The organism is Fischerella sp. PCC 9605 (genome assembly GCF_000517105.1).
Taxonomy (GTDB): Bacteria; Cyanobacteriota; Cyanobacteriia; order Cyanobacteriales; family Nostocaceae; genus PCC9605.
Map to the genome: position 1 here is coordinate 168936 of NZ_KI912152.1, position 15068 is coordinate 184003.

Sequence of the window (15068 nt, forward strand, 5' to 3'; positions counted from 1 at the left end):
TCACAAGCTTGAGTCAATGTTGATTCGGCTTTCAACTCTTCAATGGATGTTGGATAAGCCGCGTTTTTGTCCACATTAATTACACGAGGAAGTTGATTGCAAGTTATCTTTAAAGCTTGCAGAAGAAACGTTTAGCTGCTCGTTTATCTCTTTTGGCACTCAGCATAAAGTCAATAGTATTGCCAGCAGAATCAACAGCTCGGTACAAATATTTCCACTTACCTTTCACCTTGATATAGGTTTCATCCACGCGCGCCTGTTTCATTTGTCGGCTTGAGATGTGAACGACACCGTTTTTCTAGTTCTGGGGCATAGTGCTGCACCCATCTATATATAGTCGTATGGTCAACGCTTAGCCCCCTCTCGGTCATCATCTCCTCCAAGTTGCGGTACGACAATGGATACCGAAGATACCCGCACGCACAGCAGGATGATTTCGGCTTGATAGTGCCGCCACTTAAACGGATGCTTGGGCTTCATCTGGATAATATTAAATCTCCAGAGAGAATATTCTATTAGCGAGGCAGCGATTTTTGCAACAGAACCGATATTCTTCACCTGTATCTTTTAAGTTGTATTGAACTATAAAACGCTTAATCTTCGCAAAATATTGATTTTTTCTAGCCATGAGTTCAGAGATAATTTCTTTGACTTCTTGTTGAGCTTGCTTGTCCCCTTTAAAGATTTTTTCTTCAAAGATAGCGCGATCGCGTTAGGTGTATCTACTACACCCCACACATCAAACCTGTTTGGAGAATCGCAAAAATGAAAGAACATGAAAAACTAGAAAAATGGCAGAACCGATGGGATGAATTAGCCAGACAAATAGAAGATATACCTCTTGAAGAATTGCCAGAAAAATACATCTATCAAATCATTATCTTAGAAGAACAAATTGAAAATCAAGAAACAGAAATTAGTGAATTGAAGTATTTTATAGAAGTTTCAAAAGCCAAAACTAAAGATGACAAACGTGGTTTATTTATCTATTTAATCATTTCATTTTTGACAATTGGGTTTTTGTTGTTTCAATTAGTAAATACCAAACAAGAGTATCAACAAAAGCTAGAACGTTGCAAGACCAATACAACTCTGTGTAATCAAAATACGAGCGAGCAGTTAGGCATGAACTACACTGGCTAACTGCAATCATTTAGGAAATGACTGTAACTGGGTGCATTTACCACACCCCGATACAAAAATAAAAAGTCACTTTTTAGGTAATAATGACTGTTATTCTAAACTATCCAGCACTATTTGAAGTTGTCCGAACTTAGCAGCAATACCTTAGATTTTTAATTAAATTATCCCTTTGTATATGGACGCAACCACTCTTAATCAAATTATCTCTTTGACGGATATAACTGCGGAGGACACAAATTTGGTCTTCTGGACGAAATGAACCCGATAGTAAACCATAAGTATGTAATTGTTGTAACCACTGGCAATCTAATCTTTAGATTGTCCTGCTTCTGAATATCCACAGTCCGCAACAAAGCGCGATCGCGCATTCTAATCTAAGATGAATTACGAATTACGAATTATTCTTCTGAGTTTCTCACCTCTACTGATAACGCTTCTGACTCTGTTTGGGCTAATCCTCCGTATTTTCTCGGTCGAACAGTCCCTTTTTTAACTCTCTTAACCTTTATTTACTTATGGCGTTGCACAGGTCGTGGGATTATCTATCTTGATTGAAAGATGCTAAAATTTCCAATCTTAATTCATATATTTCACCCTGGTTAGGATATAGTCTTAAAGCGAATTCACAAGTGTCTAAAGCCTCTTGATACCTTCCTAGTTTTGCTAAAATCAAACCTTTCTGATAATAAGGATGGATGGCATAGGAAGCATCAGGATTTAAGTTTAATGAATTTTGAAAAGATTCCAGCGCTTCTTCTAGCTGTCCTTGAGCATAAAATATATCACCTTTGAGCTGATATACGATCACGAGATCAGACAAGTCAGGGTTGAGATTTATCGCTAAATCACAACTTTGTAATGCTTCTGAGAATCTTTCTAAAAAATAGAGACAAGCCGCTTTATTTTGATGAATCGCTGGGGAGAATGGACTTAATTTCTGAGCTTGTTCAAGATTAGCTAAAGCTTCAACAAATCTTCGTTGTCTAATGAGTTCCATCCCCTTTTGATTATAGTTTTCAGCTCTTTGAGGATCGACAGCTATTCGCACTGTTGTTTGGTCAATCACCTCTTGCGGTGGTGCCTGTATACCTCCCGATATTAGTGTAGGTGATGGGGGCAACCAAACATAGCCTTGTATCAAGGATTCAAACTTTGAGGGCGATCCCACTTGCTGCCAAAGGATTTCAGATAATAAAAACCCGACTTTAAGCACATAAACAAAAGTAGGTATGCTGAATTGATTAGAAGATCTTGAAGAAATCAGGTAATCGTAGGTTGCCCTATAGTTACTACTAGCATCACTCAGTAAGTGATTTAAGTCGCCTTCCCCAATTTCCCCTATAAAAGCATATCGAAAAGCAGGAGCTGACTTTAAATGCTCTCGCAAAAAGTTTTGCAGTTCCAAAATCTGAAAATACCGATAGTTAGCTTCTTGTCTGTTAACAGGAGTCCAGTTTATCGAATTTACAGACAAGGTACACCACCAGTTACCCTCACAGTCCTGCTTAATCTCTGCATGACATTGAGACTTAATACTACTGTTTTTTAGAGTCCAAGAAACTGCATCAAAATGTCGCGAAAAGAATTCAGCTTGTTGTTTGCTTCCACATTCAGCTAGGAAGATAATCGTCATTCTAAATCCTCATTTAATCTATGTTGTTGACCCAACTATGCAAATGAAGACGATAACCTTGGCGAACTCATTGTTTCAGCATAACTACTTATTATGCGGAAACTTTCTATATCAATACCCCAAATCGGGTGATTCTACGGAATTTTTCTATATAACATTCATATTTGGGTATTATATAGAATTTTTCCACATAACATCCTCAATTAGAATCTTTAAAGCGGCTTAACAACGAGCGCGATCGTCCTTCACACGGCGGCGATCGCGGTCCACTTGATTCCTCTTATGATAGAGGCTACGGAATTGGGAGCACCCTTAACAGAATTCACAATACACAATATTAGACAACAGTAGGGGGCGCAAGTAATGCACCCTACTGGCTGCACCAAACTATTGACTAGCTCAAACATGCCGGGCTTCTGTGAAACTTTCAGCCACTGCACCGCACGACTCAAACGCTTTACTGGCACCTGGCGGCGTGATTTCATAACCAGCACAGATACAGCAAATTGTGATGATGGCGGCATACCTGCAATGCCCCTATGAGTGTAAGTATGCTGTAACCGTTGTAATTGCGTTTCTACTGCGCCAAACTATCCTTCACAATTTCTGCCAATCAATAGGTAAAGTCACAATCGGTTCCCCGACACCAGTCAATTTTCGAGATTCTCACCATCAAGTTCTACTAAAAATTGCTACTGATGCCGCTTGGTTACTTTCTCTACCTTATAACTCTCTCAATCTGGAATTCATTTATCAACGTTATCTCTATTTAATTTCTCAAACTTTTCCATATCCTACTAATCGTGCCGCTGTCAATCGTGATTTACTTGAGATGCTGACAATACACTACGGGCGCTGATTTGTTAAAATCGCTACAATGCTCTCTGGAGATTTCCCAACCTCATCATTGTTGGTTGTTCAAGTTACTCCGTCCCCAAAGCAGTTGTCATCCCCTTCACCATTTACTGTTTATCCAATTTTGGGGCTAGTGCGCCCCTGGGCTAAACCTGCTAAAGCAAGCCAGCCTTATATATAAAGTCGCCCAGCCCAAAATATTTATCGTTAAGGCTGTCACGACTGGGTATTACTACACGAGTAGTATAGATTGTAGTGCTACCAAACCCAGTCGTGACAAGGCTGGCAAATTTAAGTAATTATGTGATAACCCAGCAGTTTTGCCAATTTCCTCTTGAGAACACACAATCATACGACTTATTCACCCTCTCAAATTGACCCAGAAACTTTCAATCCCTAACACTATACATATCTAATTGTTTCTGACAATAGGTAAACTTACTTGTGTGACACTTTAAGACTTTATTATTTTCAGTTTTTCTGGTTTGGGGTTGACCATTCTCAAACTTCAAGACTTTATTATTTTCTAAACCAAACCATAAGTACGTTATTTCAAGGCTTTCAGAACTCTGAAACTTCAAGACTTTATTTTAAATGTACACTTACAGCCATTCACACTTTTGTTACGAAAGATCCGACTAATGCATAGCTCCAAGGCTTAGGGTTAATCCGCAATCGCCGTAACTCGTTGCAAATCTCTGCAATCTGCTGCTTGGTAGGCTCTTGCGAATTTGAACCGACTTCGACCGATAGCGGGGAAAGTTGCTCCTCATGAAGGTCTGGTTTGTTAGTCGAGTCAATCTCTTCCAATTTATCAACGCAATTTTAAACATACAGCAATAGTACATATTTGTGTAAGATATTGCTGTGGTAAATTTAGAGTTTCGTCGCTAACCATTAAGTCAGTCAATTACGGGAAAATCCCACAGCCAAACATGAAAATTCCGCTTCCTCCTGTTAAGAGTTCCCCGTTAAGAGTTCCCTATTTTCAAGCTAGCTGTTAGAAAAAACCGAGCCAGCCTTTATTAATATAGTTTTCTGACAAAGTCTGGAATTAAACGATTCTATAGAGGGGCAAAGACAGCAGGGTTGGGTTGAAATCAGACTCGCCTTGCTTGGTCAACCTTAAATAATTTGTCCTAGTTTGGCTCAACGCCAGAGGTAGGTGGCGAGTGGGTATGTCGGCAAAGTCATACAATTCTCCCTTATGTACAAACCTGTTCGCCATCTTTTAGCCAGTGGCAGGAATATAAATCACTATGTCTGCACCATTTAATAATTTGAGAAATAAGGGTATTATCCTTGCAATGCTTGGGGTTGGAATAGGAGCAGTAATCTGCCTATTTCCCAATAGCAACAACATTGTTAAGACATTAGGAGCCTGGTTAGCGGTGGGTTCAATAGGTTCGTTGGTAGCTACTCAGTTTATTGTTGATTCGGCTGAAAGCCTCTATGAAACTTTGCGTGAGGAAAATGAAAAAAAGTTTTTAAAAACTTACAAACAGATTCAAGAATTAGAATCGCAACAGAAAGTGATTCAAGCTTTAGAAACTGAGTTACAAATTGCATGTAGCAAGCTTAAAAAGCGTGAGAACAGTAACTATGAATCTACTATAAGTTTTATCCAGGCAAACTTTGACGAATTTCAAAGCCAGATATCAAAACTACTTGAAAGGGCAAATAAACAATATCCAGAAATGAAAACATTGATGAAACTCACATCGGATTTTGATAGCTATATTAAAGATTATTCAGCACAAATAAAAGTATTAAGTAACCAGTCTAGTGCTAAAGAATTGATTGAATCATCGTTAGCAGTTCAATACGGCGTTATTTATTATGGCTCGCTCTTAAAAGTAAAAATACTTAATTCTGTGATTATTTATCTACGCCAGCAACTGGATAATGAACTGTTATGAGTGGTTGTATCTCTATAGTTTTGTTCATCCTAAAACAGGACAAACTGAAGAGACTGGATAAGTAGCCACTTTTTTTTGGCAATCGCAGAACAATATACGGCAAGAGAAAGAGACAACAAAGGAGCTATTCAAAAAAATCCTCTCCAAAAAAACAAAAAAATTAATAATTATTAACTTTGTTTAATTTATTGATGAAAATTTTATTATTTAATTATTTGATGGTTCCAAGTTTGACACTTTTTCATCATAAGATTTTTGTAGTTTTTTAATATTGAAACAAATTTTCCATATAGCTATCAGGAGTTGACATGAGAAGATATCTACGAAAGAACTGTTGCAACTAATCATATCCAACAAGAGTTTGGATTTTGTGTGACAACGGTGAAATGGCTCATTTAGACGCAAAACAATGAATAATTTTAACAGCAGTCGCTTGTGGGATGAGTAGTGAATAAATATTTGGTTTAGCTAAGACTATCTTCGATGTACCCAATGAGACAATCAACGCAGCTCTGGATGAGGTTGGTAAAAAGCTATATCCTAACTAAAAGTTTCACCCATTCCTCATCCAATCCAAGATGCGATCGCTCTGCACTTTCGGTGGCGATCGCCACTCAGATTTACAATGCGATTTGCTACACTTTGCAAAAATTATTAGTAAATTCTGAAAAAAGTATTAGGGATTATACTGAATTCAAGGCAAAGCGCTTCGACCTAAAACCTTCAGTGTGAGGTGTTTTGATGAAACAAAAAGACAATTTAATTGCAATAGTGCTGGTCATGGCAGTCGTACTCTCGTCTGTTCCTTTCATCAGCACTTGGTTGCTTGAGCAGTTTTTCCCCCCGATAATAATTACCAAAGAAAACTCAAAAGCAGAAACGATTAATAAATTAATTGTTTCAGGCAATGACTTTAGCGGTTACAGCACCTTTCGCAGTCAAGCATTTCAGAAAGGACTCAAAGAAGCTGGATTAGATAATGTACGTTATGAAGAGGAATTAGATTTTGGTAAATTAGCTGAAAAACTGAATAGGGGAGAAGCCAATTTTATCTTGACGACTTTAGATCAATTTCTCGTGCACAATACTCAAGGGAAAATAGTCGGACTGGTGGATACCACGGTCGGAGCCGATGCAGTCGTCCTGAATACGAAAAAATATCCGAATTTGAAATCACTGGTAGACCTACCTCAACTAATTCAGCAAGCAAATGCCAAAGGACAGCAGTTGAGCATTACTTTCGCTGGTGATACTCCCAGTGAATATCTAGCTATGGTTTTGAGCAGCAAATTTGAAGCGTTTAAACTGTCAGATTTCCAAATCAAAAAGGTGGCTGATGCTGGCGAAGCTTGGAAGTTATTAGAAGACCCAAATGAAAACGTAGCAGTTGCGGTACTTTGGGAACCTTATATCAGTCAGGCAAGGCAACAAGGACATACGGTAGTGCTATCCAGTAAGGATGCTCCAGGCATAATTATAGATATCATTGTTGCCTCCAATCGTCTGCTGCAATCTCAACCTTGGGTCGTCGAGCAATTTTTATCGGCTTATTACCGTGAAACCGAAGCCAATATACATGATGCTAAACGGTTACAGGCACAAATTACTGAAACTAGTAACTTACCCACCAATGATGCTGTGACAGTTATGCAAGGCATTGACTTTTTCACTTCTGTAGAAGCCCAAAAATGGCTAACAGATGGTACTTTAAACAGACGAATCCGCTCTACTGCGGCAGTGCTAACACTTGCAGGAAAGCTCAATCAAGTTCCCTTCAACTCAAAGGCTTTGTATACGCCTGAATTAATTGCCCAAGCCGCACAAAACACAAAAAATCTCATTGAGGAAGTACGCCCTGACAATCCGGCACTGGCAAAGAAGCTAGAAGGTGAGGCTAGCGCTTCTATCACGACTGTCAATCCTAGTCAAATTGCAACTGCTCCTAGTATCGGCAACTTGCAATTAAAAGGAGAAGTCAAATTCGCAACTGACTCTGCCTTGCTTACAGATAAAGGACAGCAAACCCTAAATAGACTGGCTCAGGAGATTGCAGAGTTTAACGAACAAACAGTTGCCCTACGAGTGATTGGTCATACATCTCGGACTGGCGATGCTGCCGCTAACCAAAAGCTCAGCCAAGCACGAGCAGAACAAGTGCGGAATTATCTACGCAAGCGGGGTCTTAAACACAACATCATAGCTGTTGGTAAAGGTTTTACCCAGCCGCTACCAGGATTTGTTGCTGATGACCCACGCAATCAACGTACAGAAATTCGCTTAGTTCGCGTTAATTGAGTTCAGAAGTTTTGATCGCCAATTCCTAACCTTAGGTGAGAGTTTTCCGTGTTCCCACGAGGTTGTATGAAACTACGCACCTTACTAGCTTTGTTAGTTGTTTTTTTAGTCAGTTTAATTGTTAGTGTCAGTTGTACTCGAAGTGAACAAGTCTCCAGTCCTAGCACTCCCAACACCACGCCTGTAACATCCGCACCAATTAAATTAGGTTTGAATATTTGGGCTGGTTTTTTCCCTTGGCAAGTAGCTAAAGAAGAAAAGCTATTTGAAGCCAACAAAGTTAATGTAGATTTGAAGTGGTTTGATGCTTATTTAGATTCCATCAATGCCCTCAGAGCAGGTCAACTAGATGCTAATGGACAAACACTCAACGATGTCATTAGCTCTGTAGCAGCAGGTTCCGACCAAGTTATTGTTTTAGCGATCGACAACTCAACTGGCAGTGACAAAATTATTGCCCGCGAAGGAATTAATAGTGTTGCTGAGCTCAAAGGTAAAAAAGTTGCTGCTGAAGAAGGAACTGTTGACCACTTTCTATTACTTCTAGGATTGAAACAAGCGGGTTTAACTCAAGCAGATATTCAGTTTCGACCGCTGGAAACAGGTGCTGCTGCTGCCGCTTTTGTTGCTGGTCAAGTGGATGCGGTTGGGGTGTTTGCACCATTTACTACAAAAGCTTTATCACGCCCTGGTAGCAAAGAACTATTCAGTTCTAAAGATTTTCCAGGTGCAATTTCCGACCATTTAGTTGTTAGCCGAAAAACGCTCAATGAACGTCCTCAAGATATTCAAGCTTTGGTGAATAGCTGGTTTGCTACTTTGGATTTTATGAAAGTAAACTCAAAAAAATCTTACGAAATCATGGCGAGACGCGCTGGAGTTTCTATAGATGAATATAAGCAGTTTGAGAAAGGAGTTACACTCTTTGGATTAGAAGAGAATTTAAAAGCATTTCGTCTTGGTGAAGACATGACATCCCTACAGTATGCTGCTGAAGAAATTAGCAAATTTCTCGTTAGCACTGGTCTAGCCAAACAAACACCTGACTTAAGCAAATTATTTGACGAGCGGTTCGTCAAAGCCTACGCTGCCAAGCAAAAAACATGACTCAAAACGCAGAAGATTTACAGGCAATATATTCTAAACATCCTCAGAAAATGTTGCCACCATCTGTTTTTTGGCGCATCGCTGAAGACATTCCTCCTTTTGTTGCATGGATTTTAATGTTTTTGTCCATCACTGTTGTTTTGGTGCTGTGGTGGGCTATCACTAGTACTGGTTTTATTTCACCACTATTTCTCCCTTCTCCTGGTCAAGTTTGGGGTGCTTTTCAAAGGCTTTTGGCAAGTGGAGATTTGCTTATAGATATCACTTTTAGCGTGTTTCGGGTATCAGTTGGATTTGCACTGATGGTTGTTGTTTCGATTCCCATCGGGGTAGTAATGGGTTCTTTTGCAAGTATTCGTGCGTTATTTGAACCCATTATTGGCATTGTGCGCTATATGCCTTCCCCTGCATTTATCCCTTTACTGATTTTGTATTTTGGTGTGGAAGAAACGTCAAAAATTATGCTGATTTTTATCGGTAATGTGTTCTTCAACATTCTAATGGTTATGGATGCTGTCAAGTTTGTGCCCAAGGAGTTATTGGATGCCACTTACACTTTGGGTGCAAAAAAAAGACAGATTTTACTGCAAGTTATCTTTCCATTTATTCTCCCCACCGTTATTAATGCTTGTCGAGTAAATATGGCGGGGGCTTGGAACTTGGTCATTGTTTCTGAATTAGTGGCGGCGACAGAAGGTTTAGGTCGCCGGATTAGTATTGCTCAAAGATTTCTCAAGACTGACGAAATTTTTGCGAGTTTAATTGTGATTGGATTGATTGGTTTAGCAATTGATTTATTATTTCGATTGTTACTGTACGTAAGTTGTAAATGGGCTGTAGACTAATTAAATTTCTCCTAATTAAGCCAGGGGAAAGGAAGACGGGTGTTTATGACGGGTATTTATGAACTTCAATTTAGACCTCAAAAGAACTGCTTTAATCAGCATTGATTTTCAAACATATGTCTTTACAGGTGGTTGTTTACCAATAGTGGGAGCAGCAGAAGTACTGCCAAAAGCTAAGCAAGTTCTTGCTGCCGCTCGACAAGCCAGACTGCCTATTATCCATACTCAGGAAGTTCATCGTAAAGAAATGGTAGATTTTGGTCGAGAGTTGGATGGTGCAGAGCCAGTTCACTGTTTGGAAACATGGCCTAGTACTGAAATTTATACAGAACTCGCTCCCATTGAAGGAGAGTTTGTTATTGCCAAGCGCCGCTATAGTTGCTTTTTTAGCACGGATTTGGAAATTCTATTGCGAGGGTTAAAAGTTGAAACTTTAGTTTTTATCGGTACCATGACTAATGTCTGCGTGCACTATACAGCCGTAGACGCCCACCAACGAGACTATTATTTTCATGTGATTGCAGACTGTTGTGCTGGCTCTGATTGGGAGGCTCACTGGTCTGCCCTCAAGGCTATGGAATACCTACAGGCAGGTGCTTGTATTTCACATACAGACTTCCTGAAGGCTACTAAAGTATCAAAAATGGAAGGACACAATTAGTTAAAATTCTAGACAAACAGCTATTTTCTAGCTTTTATTTTTCAAACAAAACAGCATCTGGTAAGGATTTGAAGGCGATTGAACACCAAAAGTATCAACAAAACTTAATAATTAAGTGAATCAGAAACTTGCAATACACCATTAGGGATCTGTTGAAGTAGCGATCGTCCCAAGAGGTGTGGCTTAACACGCTTTTTGGGTTGTTGTCAAAACAGGGGTGAAGTTGGCACTGTTGTGAGGAGCGATCGCTGTGCTGGGAGCTGAACGCAGATGAGTGATGAGTGATGAAATATGCAACTAGTCAGTAGTATTAGCTACTTATTCTACACGAGCAATCCTCGACTGCTGTTTAATTGCAAACTGAAGAAGGTACGCTCGTCATCTCAATACTCGAAGTAGCAACACTCGTGTGAGCGATCGCCTTTGTTTATCGAGGCAATGGAAACTGTCGCATCATCTGTTCAATCTCCACTGCCTCCCCTTGTGGTGTATAAACGACTCGACCCTGATTGGCCAGGTGGTTGATACGGCGCTGTTTATTGTGATTGCCTTCACAGGTGTAGAAGGTTTTTCGGGCAGCTTGCTCTGGACGCTGATCGTTTCCAACTACCTGTTTAAGTGCGGCGTTGAGATTCTGTTTACACCCATCACCTATTGGATCGCGGGCTGGCTGAAGTAGCAGGAACACGAAGACTACTACGATCGCGAAACCGACTTTAATCCATTTCGGCTGGTGGGTCGGTCTTGATCGCTGTGGCCTTATCACTTGAGCTTGATCAGATCAATGTTATGAAGTTGCCGATCACTGGAGGGGATTTTATTGCTTAAGTGACCCGAAGCGATCACCTACAAGAATAACCAATACGGTCTTCCACTGGGCGTTCTTATTTGGGTGTCGTCTGCGTACTCAAGCTTCAAGTTTGTTGTATATAAGATTACCCATTCTCGTCATTACCTTTTTACTAGACATAGGTGATACATAGTTACACTTGATCGCTGCGCAACTGAAGAAGGTAGACTCGTCATCTCAATACTCGAAGTCGTAACCCCGATTGTGAGCGTAAGCCCTCCTTACTCGGAGCATCAGAAACCGCCGCGACGGGGCGTGCACATCCACCGCAAGGGGTGAAGGCTTCTTAACAACGCCTTGTGAGGAGGGCGATCGCACAAGAATCCAACTGCCAACTTCACCCCTGGGGAGGACAATCACTCAAATAGCGTGTTAAGCTAAACCCCCTTAAATAGGCATGAGGGCAGGACGCTCTTAGCACAGGGGAGGAATATTTCCAGTTTTGCTCGCTCTCGCTCTGACTAATGCATAACCGTTGAAAAATAAATCACTCTGAGATCGTAAGAAAAATCAATGCGCTTAAGCGCTTGAGAAATGTAAATTATTACTACCCTCCTGGGCGTATCCAAAACATTACAGGCACTATTTGTGATCAACGCGATTAAATACACCCTGTCTGAAAGTCAGATGCCCTCAGCCTGGTATAACATTCAGGCAGACTTACCGACACCCTTACCGCCCGTACTGCACCCTGGTACGGGACAACCAATTACACCACAACAGTTGGCTCCACTGTTTCCAGAAGCACTAATTCAGCAAGAAGTTAGCCAACAACGCTGGATTGAAATTCCTGACGAAGTACAGTCAATATACCGACAATGGCGACCTACTCCCCTTTACCGAGCTAGAAGACTCAATTGTTGGAGGATAAGCAGCGTTCTTATCTACATTTATGACGCGCGGCTCCTGGTTATGCTCAGCCTTTAAAACCTTACGGAAAAAGCGTTCTGCCACCCGTGCATCCCTTTTGGCAGTGAGCATGAAGTCCAAGGTGTTTCCTGGTGAATCGACAGCCCGATACAAATACTTCCAGTTACCCTTCACCTCAATATATGTCTCGTCAACCCGCCATGAGTCATTAGTTAGTTTCAGGTAAGGTCGGCAGCGCTTGTCCAGTTCTGGAGCATAAGCCTGTACCCAACGATACACCGTTGTATGGTCTACCAAAAGACCCCTCTCCACCATCATCTCTTCAAGGTTGCGGTAACTGAGGGGGTAGCGCAAGTACCACCTGACACACAACAGTATGATGTCCGATTGGAAATGACGCCACTTGAAGGGGTGCTTTGGGTTCATGGGTGCAGTGGGGAATGGCAAGCAATACTAAGTACAAATACTACTCCTCCCAGTCTACCACTGGTTTTTGCAACACTACCGTTTGCAATTGCTTTTGTAATTTCTGCCGAGGTTCCGTCATTAAAGGGTAAGCTTTCGGGCAGGCAGCGATAAGACTTTATTATTTTCTAAACTAAACCATTAGTACGTTATTTCAAGGCTTTTAGGAGTCTGAAACTTTACGATTTTATTTTAAATGTACACCATCTAATCTGTTAATCGACACATTACCTCTTTCTTGGCTGTGGCAATGATAGGGTGATAATCCCTGCAAATATCAGCAAGGCTCCAATAATGCTCCAGAAGGATAGCTGCTCTCGTAGCAGGAAAAATGCAATTCCCGATGCAAAGATTGGTGTGAGCAAATTTAAGGTTGTAGTCAAAATAGGGGACAGTTGTTTAGCGGCATACCCATAGCAGAAAGTTGGAACGACGGTCGATAAAACACCTAATCCTAAAGCAATAAAGAATTGATGAGGCTGAATAAAATGAGTAAATAAATCAGGAGAAGAAAGTACAACAACAGGTGTAATCAAAAAGGAACCGATAGCAAATGTTGTGAAAGCAACGGTGGCGGGATTTAGCGTAAATTTTGCACCTGCGTAATGCTTGAAGAGAGAGGCATAACTCAGTGTGATACACGCTGAAAGAAATGCAAAGAAAAGACCTGTCAAATATTCAGATTGACCATCTGAGCTTCCCTGGAGCTTTGGTAAAACGAAAAGGACTAACCCGGTAAAGGAAGTCAACGCACCGAACAGTTCCAAAAGTTTCAACTGCTTTTTAATGAAAGCCTTGGCCACTAACCCGATAATGGGTGAAAGCCCCACAATCAGCACAACATCGCTGACAGGTGCAAGCTGAAAAGCCCGAACTGCAAACAGATAGTAGAACATCATCAAACTAGACAGTAATAGGCCTATCGGTTTACGAACGAGCGCCAGAAAGTCTGACAGGAGTTGACGATGAATGAGGAAAATCGGTAGCGTTGTCAAAAAGGCAACCAACAGTCGAATAGATAGAACCTCAAAAGTTGTCAGATTAGTAAGTAGTTTGACGAATGTTCCTGTGAGTCCCCATCCGAGTGCAGCAAGACAACCAGAACCAAGTGCAAGGGTGCGAGAGTTTGAGGACATGTTTAATTTTTACTACTGCTAATGTAAATCCAAAATCGCTTGGGAAAGTAGGTCAGGGCATTTCTTTCCAGCAGGTCGCAACACATAGGCAACTCCTTGGAATGTACTCTAAACAGGGCGCAGTACTCTTAACCTGCTCCAACAGATTGATGGAGGTAACTGAATTGTTTGAGCATACCTTCAGTTAGTTCCACAACTTTAGCTGGTTAGTTATTTTTGTCTAGATGCACTAGTTGCTATTCTCTTTAATAACTAAAGTCGAATTAATTCTACTTACCAGCTTTTGAAAAGCAGAAGAATAGGCAGATGGTTCTCGAAAATCTTCTACACTACTTGGGAAAATATGCCTGGGAAGATCGCTGTTTTGCACCCAAATCGGAATTAGCCAATTTCGACCATGAATTGCTTCGTCTATAATCACATCGTTCCAGTCGGAAACAGCAGCCGTTCCCGATTTTGACGAGCTTGAAAATATTAGAATAATAGAATCTATACGTCTTTTTACAGAGTGAAGTCGCTCTAACAAAGTTTGATCGGGAGGCGTACTGATGCAGTCCTCCCAAATCTCATAGCCCAAAGCTTTAAGATCGCCAGCCAAGCGAGAAACAAATAAATCGTCGCTGACTGCATAACTCAAAAATATTAATGACATTGCGCTCACTCGTTTAATACTTTTTTTATGCCAATGAAGTTCAAAAACAATAATTTATTTTTGAAAAAATGCTTGCCACTTTGGGCAGATACTTTCTTTATTTTTTCAGAACTCACAGAAGTGAGAAAATTAGCTTAGCTTATACGAGTACCATTTTCTACAACAGTATTTGGTTCTAATAAAATTGTGCCATGAGTCTTACAGACGGCTGCCAATACTAATACTTCAGATTTAACACCAGCTACTCTTTTAGCGGGGAAATTGACAACAGCGATAATCTGCTTTCCAAGTAATTCCTCCTTTGTATAGTTCTGAGTAATTTGGGCAGAACTAGTCTTTTGTCCCAATTCGCCAAAATCTATTGTCAGCACATAAGCCGATTGTTTCGCCTTAAGGTTATCTGTAACTTCAATAATTTGACCAACTCGAATATCTACTTTAAGAAAATCAGAAAAAGTGATCTCTTCTAAAGTTGTTAAAGTTGATTCCTCTGTTTTCATTGCCATATATACAAGTTGCGTCTTCTAGGATAATATCATAATTGTTCAGCACTAGCCTTTTAACTTGAGACAGGTAAAATAGTGGCAGTTTCAGCCCTAACACAATGAACTGCCCGTATTGTTAAAGCACCAATTAT

15 protein-coding genes and 3 pseudogenes are annotated in these 15068 nt (G+C 40.5%); 10 read left to right on the plus strand and 8 right to left on the minus strand.

Features of this window, described 5'->3' with window-relative positions; all coding sequences use genetic code 11:
• Positions 1 to 480: pseudogene (locus FIS9605_RS45685) on the minus strand (IS6 family transposase); the annotation flags it as partial.
• Positions 481 to 765: 285 nt separating this feature from the next.
• Here FIS9605_RS45685 and FIS9605_RS0130840 point away from each other — a divergent pair.
• Entirely contained in the window at positions 766 to 1143 is a 378-nt protein-coding gene (locus tag FIS9605_RS0130840) for a hypothetical protein (RefSeq protein ID WP_026735993.1), read from the plus strand.
• A gap of 166 nt (positions 1144 to 1309) precedes the next feature.
• Here the strand turns inward: FIS9605_RS0130840 and FIS9605_RS46770 are convergent.
• Together FIS9605_RS46770 and FIS9605_RS40105 are read right to left on the minus strand one after the other, a co-directional pair.
• Positions 1310 to 1450 (minus strand): annotated as a pseudogene (locus FIS9605_RS46770) (IS110 family transposase); the annotation flags it as partial.
• 231 nt (positions 1451 to 1681) lie between these two features.
• Entirely contained in the window at positions 1682 to 2776 is a 1095-nt protein-coding gene (locus FIS9605_RS40105) for a tetratricopeptide repeat protein (RefSeq protein WP_051470202.1), read from the minus strand.
• Between the two features lie 511 nt (positions 2777 to 3287).
• Here FIS9605_RS40105 and FIS9605_RS0130850 point away from each other — a divergent pair.
• From FIS9605_RS0130850 to FIS9605_RS46780, 9 genes are all read left to right on the plus strand, one after another.
• Positions 3288 to 3635, plus strand: a complete 348-nt coding sequence (locus FIS9605_RS0130850) for a hypothetical protein (RefSeq protein ID WP_155960598.1) — start codon at positions 3288 to 3290, stop codon at positions 3633 to 3635.
• Position 3636: 1 nt separating this feature from the next.
• On the plus strand, positions 3637 to 3765 hold the full coding sequence (locus tag FIS9605_RS46775) for a TnsD family Tn7-like transposition protein (RefSeq protein WP_082209907.1): 129 nt from the start codon (positions 3637 to 3639) through the stop codon (positions 3763 to 3765).
• Positions 3766 to 4890: 1125 nt separating this feature from the next.
• Positions 4891 to 5550, plus strand: coding sequence for a hypothetical protein (locus FIS9605_RS0130860; RefSeq protein ID WP_026735995.1), 660 nt, complete (start codon positions 4891 to 4893; stop codon positions 5548 to 5550).
• A gap of 516 nt (positions 5551 to 6066) precedes the next feature.
• On the plus strand, positions 6067 to 6282 hold the full coding sequence (locus FIS9605_RS43345; protein WP_155960599.1) for a hypothetical protein: 216 nt from the start codon (positions 6067 to 6069) through the stop codon (positions 6280 to 6282).
• A 9-nt stretch (positions 6283 to 6291) separates the two neighbouring features.
• Positions 6292 to 7845: a phosphate ABC transporter substrate-binding/OmpA family protein gene (locus tag FIS9605_RS0130865; protein ID WP_026735996.1), complete on the plus strand. Its 1554-nt coding sequence runs from the start codon at positions 6292 to 6294 to the stop codon at positions 7843 to 7845.
• 66 nt (positions 7846 to 7911) lie between these two features.
• Entirely contained in the window at positions 7912 to 8952 is a 1041-nt protein-coding gene (locus FIS9605_RS0130870; RefSeq protein ID WP_026735997.1) for an ABC transporter substrate-binding protein, read from the plus strand.
• Positions 8949 to 9797, plus strand: coding sequence for an ABC transporter permease (locus FIS9605_RS0130875; protein WP_026735998.1), 849 nt, complete (start codon positions 8949 to 8951; stop codon positions 9795 to 9797). The genes FIS9605_RS0130870 and FIS9605_RS0130875 overlap by 4 nt, the downstream gene beginning before the upstream one ends.
• A gap of 58 nt (positions 9798 to 9855) precedes the next feature.
• Positions 9856 to 10458 carry a cysteine hydrolase family protein gene (locus FIS9605_RS0130880; protein WP_026735999.1) on the plus strand — a complete coding sequence of 201 codons (603 nt, stop codon included), beginning with the start codon at positions 9856 to 9858 and terminating at the stop codon, positions 10456 to 10458.
• Between the two features lie 541 nt (positions 10459 to 10999).
• Entirely contained in the window at positions 11000 to 11137 is a 138-nt protein-coding gene (locus FIS9605_RS46780) for a hypothetical protein (RefSeq protein WP_442854749.1), read from the plus strand.
• A 348-nt stretch (positions 11138 to 11485) separates the two neighbouring features.
• On the opposite strand, the gene FIS9605_RS46785 is transcribed toward FIS9605_RS46780, so the two are convergent.
• From FIS9605_RS46785 to FIS9605_RS0130910, 5 genes and pseudogenes are all read right to left on the minus strand, one after another.
• The gene (locus FIS9605_RS46785; RefSeq protein WP_197036185.1) at positions 11486 to 11668 is read right to left on the minus strand and encodes a hypothetical protein; all 183 of its coding nucleotides are present in this window, start codon (positions 11666 to 11668) and stop codon (positions 11486 to 11488) included.
• 492 nt (positions 11669 to 12160) lie between these two features.
• Positions 12161 to 12604: pseudogene (locus FIS9605_RS41435) on the minus strand (IS6 family transposase); the annotation flags it as partial.
• Between the two features lie 266 nt (positions 12605 to 12870).
• Positions 12871 to 13779 carry a DMT family transporter gene (locus FIS9605_RS0130900; protein ID WP_072032442.1) on the minus strand — a complete coding sequence of 303 codons (909 nt, stop codon included), beginning with the start codon at positions 13777 to 13779 and terminating at the stop codon, positions 12871 to 12873.
• A 229-nt stretch (positions 13780 to 14008) separates the two neighbouring features.
• Complete coding sequence (locus FIS9605_RS0130905) at positions 14009 to 14431, minus strand: TIR domain-containing protein (protein WP_026736004.1); 423 nt, start codon at positions 14429 to 14431, stop codon at positions 14009 to 14011.
• A gap of 134 nt (positions 14432 to 14565) precedes the next feature.
• Positions 14566 to 14937 carry a tRNA-binding protein gene (locus tag FIS9605_RS0130910; RefSeq protein WP_231510522.1) on the minus strand — a complete coding sequence of 124 codons (372 nt, stop codon included), beginning with the start codon at positions 14935 to 14937 and terminating at the stop codon, positions 14566 to 14568.
• Positions 14938 to 15068: the final 131 nt, after the last annotated feature.